Here is a 6,000-nt window from a genome sequence, read left to right as displayed (position 1 = left end):
CCCGGGGCCCGGCGCCGGCCCAGGCCGAGGCGCGGACCCCGGACCAGGTCGCGTCGCAGGCCCCGGCCCAGGCTTCGCCCCAGCCCCAGCCCCCGCTCCCGACGCGGGCCGGACCATCCCCGTCAGGTGGGCGAAGGCGACCACGTTGCCCCGGTAGCCGGCCTGTGGGGAGAAGCCGCCGCCGCAGGTGATCAGGCGCAGCTCGGGGCGGGCGGCGGCCCCGTACACCTTGGCGTCGGGGAACGCGTCGCTCTCGTACACCTCGACCGCGTCGACGTCGAACACCGCGGTCACACCGTCCTTGCGCGTGACCTCGACCCGGCTGCCCTTCTTCAGCGCGCCGAGCGCGTAGAAGACGGCGGGGCCGTGTGCGTCGTCGACGTGGCCGGCCATCACTGAGGTGCCGCGGGAGCCCGGGGGAGTGCCGTCCTCGTACCAGCCCGCCATGTTCGTGCTGCCCGGCGGCGGCACGTTCAGGCTGCGGTCGGGGCCGAGCCCGAGGCGCATCACGGGTGCGTCCACGCCGATCGCGGGGATGGCGACGCGTACGGGTTCGGAGGGCGGCAGGCCGTCGGCGGGCGGTAGCTCGGTGGCGGCCCGCGCGGCGCGGCCGGCAGAGGAGTCGGCCGGGAGCCCGGCGCGGCCCGGCGCCGGGCCCGCCGCGAACGCCTGCGCCGCCGACGGCTGGGGCGGTTCCACGGGCTCCAGACCCCGCTCGATCAGCCACAGGCCGACGAACGCGGCGATCACCATCAGCCAGCCCGCGTTGCGCCGGGCGGCCTGGGCCGACAAGGGCGGTCAGCCCCGGCCCTGCGTGCCGCTCGCCCGGCGACGCAGCAGCCAGGTGCCGCCCACGGCGGCCGCGGCGATGACCGCCGCGCCCACCGCGATCTCGGTGGTGTCGGGGCGGACGCTACCGCCGACACCGGTCTTGACGTGACCGTGCGGGTCGCTGCCCTCCCACGAGTTGTCGCGCCCCTGCTGGTCCTTCCACTCCCATGACTTGTCTGTCTTGTCTGTCTTGTCGCGGCCCTGCTGGTCCTTCCACTGCCACGAACTGTCGGAGTCCCGGTGGTCGCGGTCGCGGTCGTGGTCGCCATCGCCGCCGCCGGTGACCTTCAGCTGGGCTTCGACGGATTTGCCGTTGTCGCACCGCACGCTGATGCGGAAGGAGCCGGGCTTGGCGTGCGAGGCGATCTTGAACTGTCCGGCGAGCACTTCCTTGTGTGTGGAGGCCGCCAGCGGGAAGTCGCCGGCGCCCACCGTGTTCGCGTCCCCGGTGGCGTGCCCCGACGGGCCGCAGGCCGTGGTGTTCGCGGTGACCGTGGCGCCGGGCGACGCGCTGGCCGGCCACAGTTCGAGGGAGCCGCCGCCGGGCTGGGAGCCGCCGAACTGGGAGCCGCCGCCGGGCTGGGAGCCGCCGAACTGGGAGCCGCCGCCGAACTGGGAGCCGCCGGGCTGGGAGTCGGCGTACGCGAGCGCACCCGCCGGGCCCAGTGCGGCGGCGCCCGCCAGCAGGGCGCTCGTCAGGAGTCGGGCAGTACGCATGGATCCTCCGAAGGCGCGGCGCAGGCTTGCGCTCTGCTCCGCTTCTCTTTCCGCGTCGGCTCTTTCCGGGTCTGCTTCGTTTGTGCCTCTGCCTTCGACTTAAGAGGCGTCCGGGCGGCCGTGCCCGTCGGCGGGGGGCGAACGAGTGACGTGGGGTGGGCCGTACGGGTGGCCGGTCACCCGGGGTGAATCACATCCCAGGGTGCTTCCTCGTAGGCCCGCCACACCACCTTCATGAGTTCCGCGTCGACAGCGAACTCCCGCTCGTCGATCCGGCCCACCGGGGCGATCCCGCGGGAGTTGGTGACGAACGCCGCGCTGTAGGCGTCGAGCCCGGCCAGGGTGACTTGGCGGCGTACCGATTTCAGGCCGTACGGCGCGAGCCTCGGTTCGAGTACCGCCATGGTGACGCCGACCAGCGCGGGACGGTCCGGCCACACCACCGAAGTACCGTCCCAGAACGCAACGTTGGTGATCGCGCCCTCCGCGACGACACCGCCCGGGCCGGTCAGGAGGGCGTCGGCGAACCCCTGGCGGCGGGCGAGGCGGCCGTAGTAGGCCTGGGCGAAACCGCCGAGGTGTTTGAGGTGGGCGACGGGCCGCTCGTACGGCACGGAGAGCAGCGACTGGGCGGTGGACGGCATGTCGGCGGGCTCGTTGACGACGACCATCACGGTGGGCGCGTCCTCAGGTCCGTATACGTAGACGCGGACCGCGGCGTCGCAGGTGCCGGCGGCATCGAGGGCCCGGGCGACCAGGGTGCGGACGCGTTCGCCGGGCAGGGCGGGGCCGAACAGTTCGCGGTTCGCCTCGTCGAGCCGTGCCAGATGGTGGGCGAGGCCCCGGACGCGCCCGTCGCGCACTTGCAGGGCGGTGAAATGCCCGTAGCCGCCGGTGAGGGCGGGGACGAGAAGGTTCTCGGCGTCGGCGGGGCGGCCGTCGATCTCGACGTAGGGAAGTGTCATGAGCCACAACATAGTTCGCGGCCGGGCGGCCTTGACCTTGACGGGGCTTGACCTCGACGGGGCTTGACCTCAGCTGGGCTTGTCCTCAGCCGGGCCTGGCCTCAACGGGGCTGGCCCGCAACCGCGCATGACCTCAACCGCGCATGACCTCAACCGCGCCTGACCTCAACCGGGCCTGACGGCAGCCGGGCTTGACCTCAACCGGGCTTGAGGTTGAATCCTTCTCGGCATGGACATCACCACAGCCGGACCGGCTGTTCTTCAGCTCACCGTTGTCGTCGCCTCCAACCGCGAGGGCCGGTTCGCGCCGGTCGTCGCCGACTGGTTCCTGGCCCGGGCCCGGGAACACCAGGGCCTCGCCGTCGAGGTGGTCGATCTCGCCGAGACCGAACTGCCTTCCGCCCTCTCCTACCACCCCTCGCCCGCCGCCCAGGCCCAACTGGATCTCGTCACGCCCAAGTTGGCGCAGGCCGATGCCTTCGTAGTGATCACCCCGGAGTACAACCACTCCTTTCCCGCCCCGCTGAAGAATGTCATCGACTGGCACTTCGCACAGTGGCAGGCCAAGCCGGTCGGATTCGTCTCCTACGGAGGGATCTCCGGCGGCCTGCGCGCCGTCGAGCAGCTGCGGCAGGTTTTCGCGGAGCTGCACGCCGTGACCGTGCGCGACACGGTCAGCTTCCACCAGGCGCAGGGTCTCTTCGACGAGGACGGCGAGCACCGGGAGCCGTTGCAGGCGGACGCCGCGGTGAAGAAGATGCTCGACCAGGTCGTCTGGTGGGCGCAGGCACTGCGGGAGGCCAAGGAGCGGCGCCCGTACACCGGTTGAGCGGGTGAGGCGGCCGGGTCGTGCCGCTGGGCCGGGGCGGGGGCGCGGGGCCACTGGGCCGGGGTGCGGCCGGACGCGGACGCGGGTGCGGTCGGGTGCGGGCACGGGTGCGGCGGGGCGGGGGTGCGGCGGGGCAGGCGTGGCGCGGGGGAGTGCGCGGGTGCTCAGGCCGTGGGCAGGCTCACCACGGCGATCGCGCCGCCCCCGTCCGATGCGTTGCTCAGGGTCACCTCGGCGCCGATGACGTGGGCCTGGCCCAGGGCGATGGTCAGGCCGAGGCCCGTGCCCTGACCGCGCTCCCGCGCGCCCGTCACGAAGCGCTGCGGTCCGTCCTTCAGGAGGTGCTCGGGGAAGCCGGGCCCGTGGTCGCGCACGCTGACGCAAGTTCCGTCCACCCTCACTTCGACGGGCTCGGCCCCGTGCCGCCTGGCGTTGGCGACGAGATTGGCGAGGATCCGCTCCAGGCGCCGGGTGTCGGTACGGACGGGCATGCCCTCGCTTTCGGGTACGGCCCCGCGCCCTCCCTCCTCCCGTGGCGGCATCACCGGCATCAACTTTGCGGTCACGCCGCAACGTTGGAGGATGGCTGCCACCGTGCGGTCGAGGGGCAGCACCTCAAGGTCGGGCTCCTCCGCGTTCGCGTCGAGCCGGGCGACTTCCAGCAGATCCTCGGTCAGGGTGCGCAGCGCCGAGACCCGGTTGCGTACGAGGTCGGTCGGGCGGCTCGGCGGCAGCAGTTCGGCGGCCGTGTGCAGGCCGGTCAGCGGGGTGCGCAGCTCGTGCGCCACGTCCGCGGTGAAACGCTGCTCGGCCATCAGGCGCTCCTGGAGAGAGGCCGCCATCGTGTCGACGGCACAGGCCAGCTCCGCCACCTCGTCCTGCCGGCCGGCCGGGGCCGACTGGCCGATCCTGGCATCGAGTTCACCCTGGCTGATGCGGCGCGCGGTGGCCGCCGCGGTACGCAGCCGACGGCTCAGCCTGCTCGCGAGCCCGGCCCCGCCGAGCGCGGAGAGCCCGACCACGACGGCGCCCCAGGCCACCAACTCCCCGTCCAGCTGCCGCAGTTCACCCCGTGCGGCGTCCAGAGGCCGGCGTACCGAGAGGACCCGGTCACCCACGGGTCGTGCCGCCCACACCTGCGGATGCGGGCCGGTGAGCTCCAGATAGGTGCTGCGTTTCCCGGCGAGCGCCGAGGTGAGCAGCGGGTCGGGGAGTTCCGGGTCGTTGAGCGCGGCCCGGGTGTCGCCGCGGTCCACCTGCCCGGTCAGCTCGTACACCTGCCGTACGTGCATGAGCTGGGCGAGCGCGGACTCGCGGGCCGTCGAGGCGATCTGCGCGGAGCGCGACTGGTGGATGAGCAGACCGATGGTGACGGCCACCAGGGCGCAGCCCGCCGCGAGCAGCGCGGCGATCTTCCAGCGCAGGCTCAGACCGGCGACCTGCCCGTGCGGGCTCAGTCCATGGCACGCCCGGTGCGCGCGGGCCCACCCGGCGCGGAGCCATCGCCGCGCGGCGGGCGTCATGAGCGTTCCCGCACGCGGGCCGCCCTGCCCGGGCAGCCCGGGGTCGTCGGGACCGTATCGCGGTACGTCTTGTCGTCGCTGACCGGGGACAGGCGCATTCCGTCCCAGCGGTAGCGGACCGTCTGCTGGGCGCCGTCGTCGGCGGCGCCCCGGGTCACCAGGTCGGTGCCGACCGTCTCGACGGCGAGTCGGCTCCCGGAGGTGTACAGGATCGGCACGATCTTGCCGGCGCGCGCGGTGTAGACGATGACGACGGTGCGCCGGTTCTCCAGATCGGCCGCGATGATCAGTTCGGGTGTGCCGTCGTGTCCCGTCAGGTCGTGCAGCACGGGCGGGCGGATGCCGGGCCGGCCCGGCCGGTCGGTCATGGGCAGCCTCGTCAGCCCCTTGGCCGCGGGGTCGGCCTTGAGGACGGTCTCCGGGTCCAGGGCGCGCAGCCCCTCCTTCGGGACCGGGGGCGCGTCGGCGAGCGGTGCACGTGGCTCGGGGTGACCGGAGCCGATCCCGCCGTTGCGCCGCGCGTCACTCTCGTACCAGGCGGGCCACAGCTGCTGGGGCAGCGGCTGGAGCGGGACCTCGTAGGCCCGGTCGCCCTCGACGAGGCCCGAACGGGCGCCGCAGCCGGACAGCGCGACGAGTATCGCGGCGACGCCGAGAGCGGCGACGCCCACGGCGACGGCGGCGCGGATCATCCGCAGGGAGGGGAGCATGGGAAGAGCCCTGGTCGGGGGAGGACGGGGGAGGGAGGACGGGGGAGGACGGGGGAGGACGGGGGAGGACGGGGGAGGACGGGGGAGGGAGGACGGGGGAGGACGGGGGAGGGAGGACGGGGGAGAGAAGGGGAAAGGGAAGAGGGCGAAGGGGAGGCGCGCGGGACGGGGAAGAGTGGCGGAGCCGGTGCACAACCGCCTGTCAGCCGAGATTAGGAGCGGATCATCACGGATTCCGGGACGTCGTGTAACGGCCGTGCGTACGCCCCGCTTCGTGCGGCAGGATCGGGACCTTGGGCCCTGCCGGACGGCCCCGGCCGTCCGGGCCGGACCTGGCCACATCGCCGAGGGAGGACGCCGTGACATCGGCCGAAGCGCTGACCGTGTGGACCACGGCCGAGACGGTCGCCCGGTGACCTCCGCCG

5 protein-coding genes and 1 pseudogene are annotated in these 6,000 nt (G+C 73.5%); 1 reads left to right on the top strand and 5 read right to left on the bottom strand.

The annotated features are described in order from the left end of the window. Positions 1-108 precede the first annotated feature (108 nt). The 3 genes and pseudogenes from AB0D31_RS05425 to AB0D31_RS05415 all read right to left on the bottom strand — a co-directional run. Positions 109-753, bottom strand: a pseudogene (locus tag AB0D31_RS05425) (class F sortase); the annotation flags it as partial. 45 nt (positions 754-798) lie between these two features. Then, positions 799-1,548 (bottom strand): hypothetical protein, encoded by a 750-nt coding sequence (locus AB0D31_RS05420; RefSeq protein WP_362717284.1) that lies wholly within the window; start codon positions 1,546-1,548, stop codon positions 799-801. Between the two features lie 176 nt (positions 1,549-1,724). Further along, positions 1,725-2,513, bottom strand: coding sequence for an aminotransferase class IV (locus AB0D31_RS05415; RefSeq protein WP_362717281.1), 789 nt, complete (start codon positions 2,511-2,513; stop codon positions 1,725-1,727). Positions 2,514-2,742: 229 nt separating this feature from the next. On the opposite strand from AB0D31_RS05415, the gene AB0D31_RS05410 reads away from it, so the two are divergent. Continuing rightward, on the top strand, positions 2,743-3,342 hold the full coding sequence (locus AB0D31_RS05410; protein ID WP_362717279.1) for an NAD(P)H-dependent oxidoreductase: 600 nt from the start codon (positions 2,743-2,745) through the stop codon (positions 3,340-3,342). 164 nt (positions 3,343-3,506) lie between these two features. On the opposite strand, the gene AB0D31_RS05405 is transcribed toward AB0D31_RS05410, so the two are convergent. After that, positions 3,507-4,865: a HAMP domain-containing sensor histidine kinase gene (locus AB0D31_RS05405; RefSeq protein WP_362717276.1), complete on the bottom strand. Its 1,359-nt coding sequence runs from the start codon at positions 4,863-4,865 to the stop codon at positions 3,507-3,509. Then, complete coding sequence (locus AB0D31_RS05400; protein ID WP_362717273.1) at positions 4,862-5,575, bottom strand: hypothetical protein; 714 nt, start codon at positions 5,573-5,575, stop codon at positions 4,862-4,864. Before AB0D31_RS05400 ends, AB0D31_RS05405 begins: the two co-directional genes overlap by 4 nt. Positions 5,576-6,000 lie beyond the last annotated feature (425 nt).

It is taken from the genome of Streptomyces sp. NPDC048361 (genome assembly GCF_040651795.1).
Taxonomy (GTDB): Bacteria; Actinomycetota; Actinomycetes; order Streptomycetales; family Streptomycetaceae; genus Streptomyces.
This window is presented reverse-complemented; position numbering and strand designations above follow the sequence as displayed.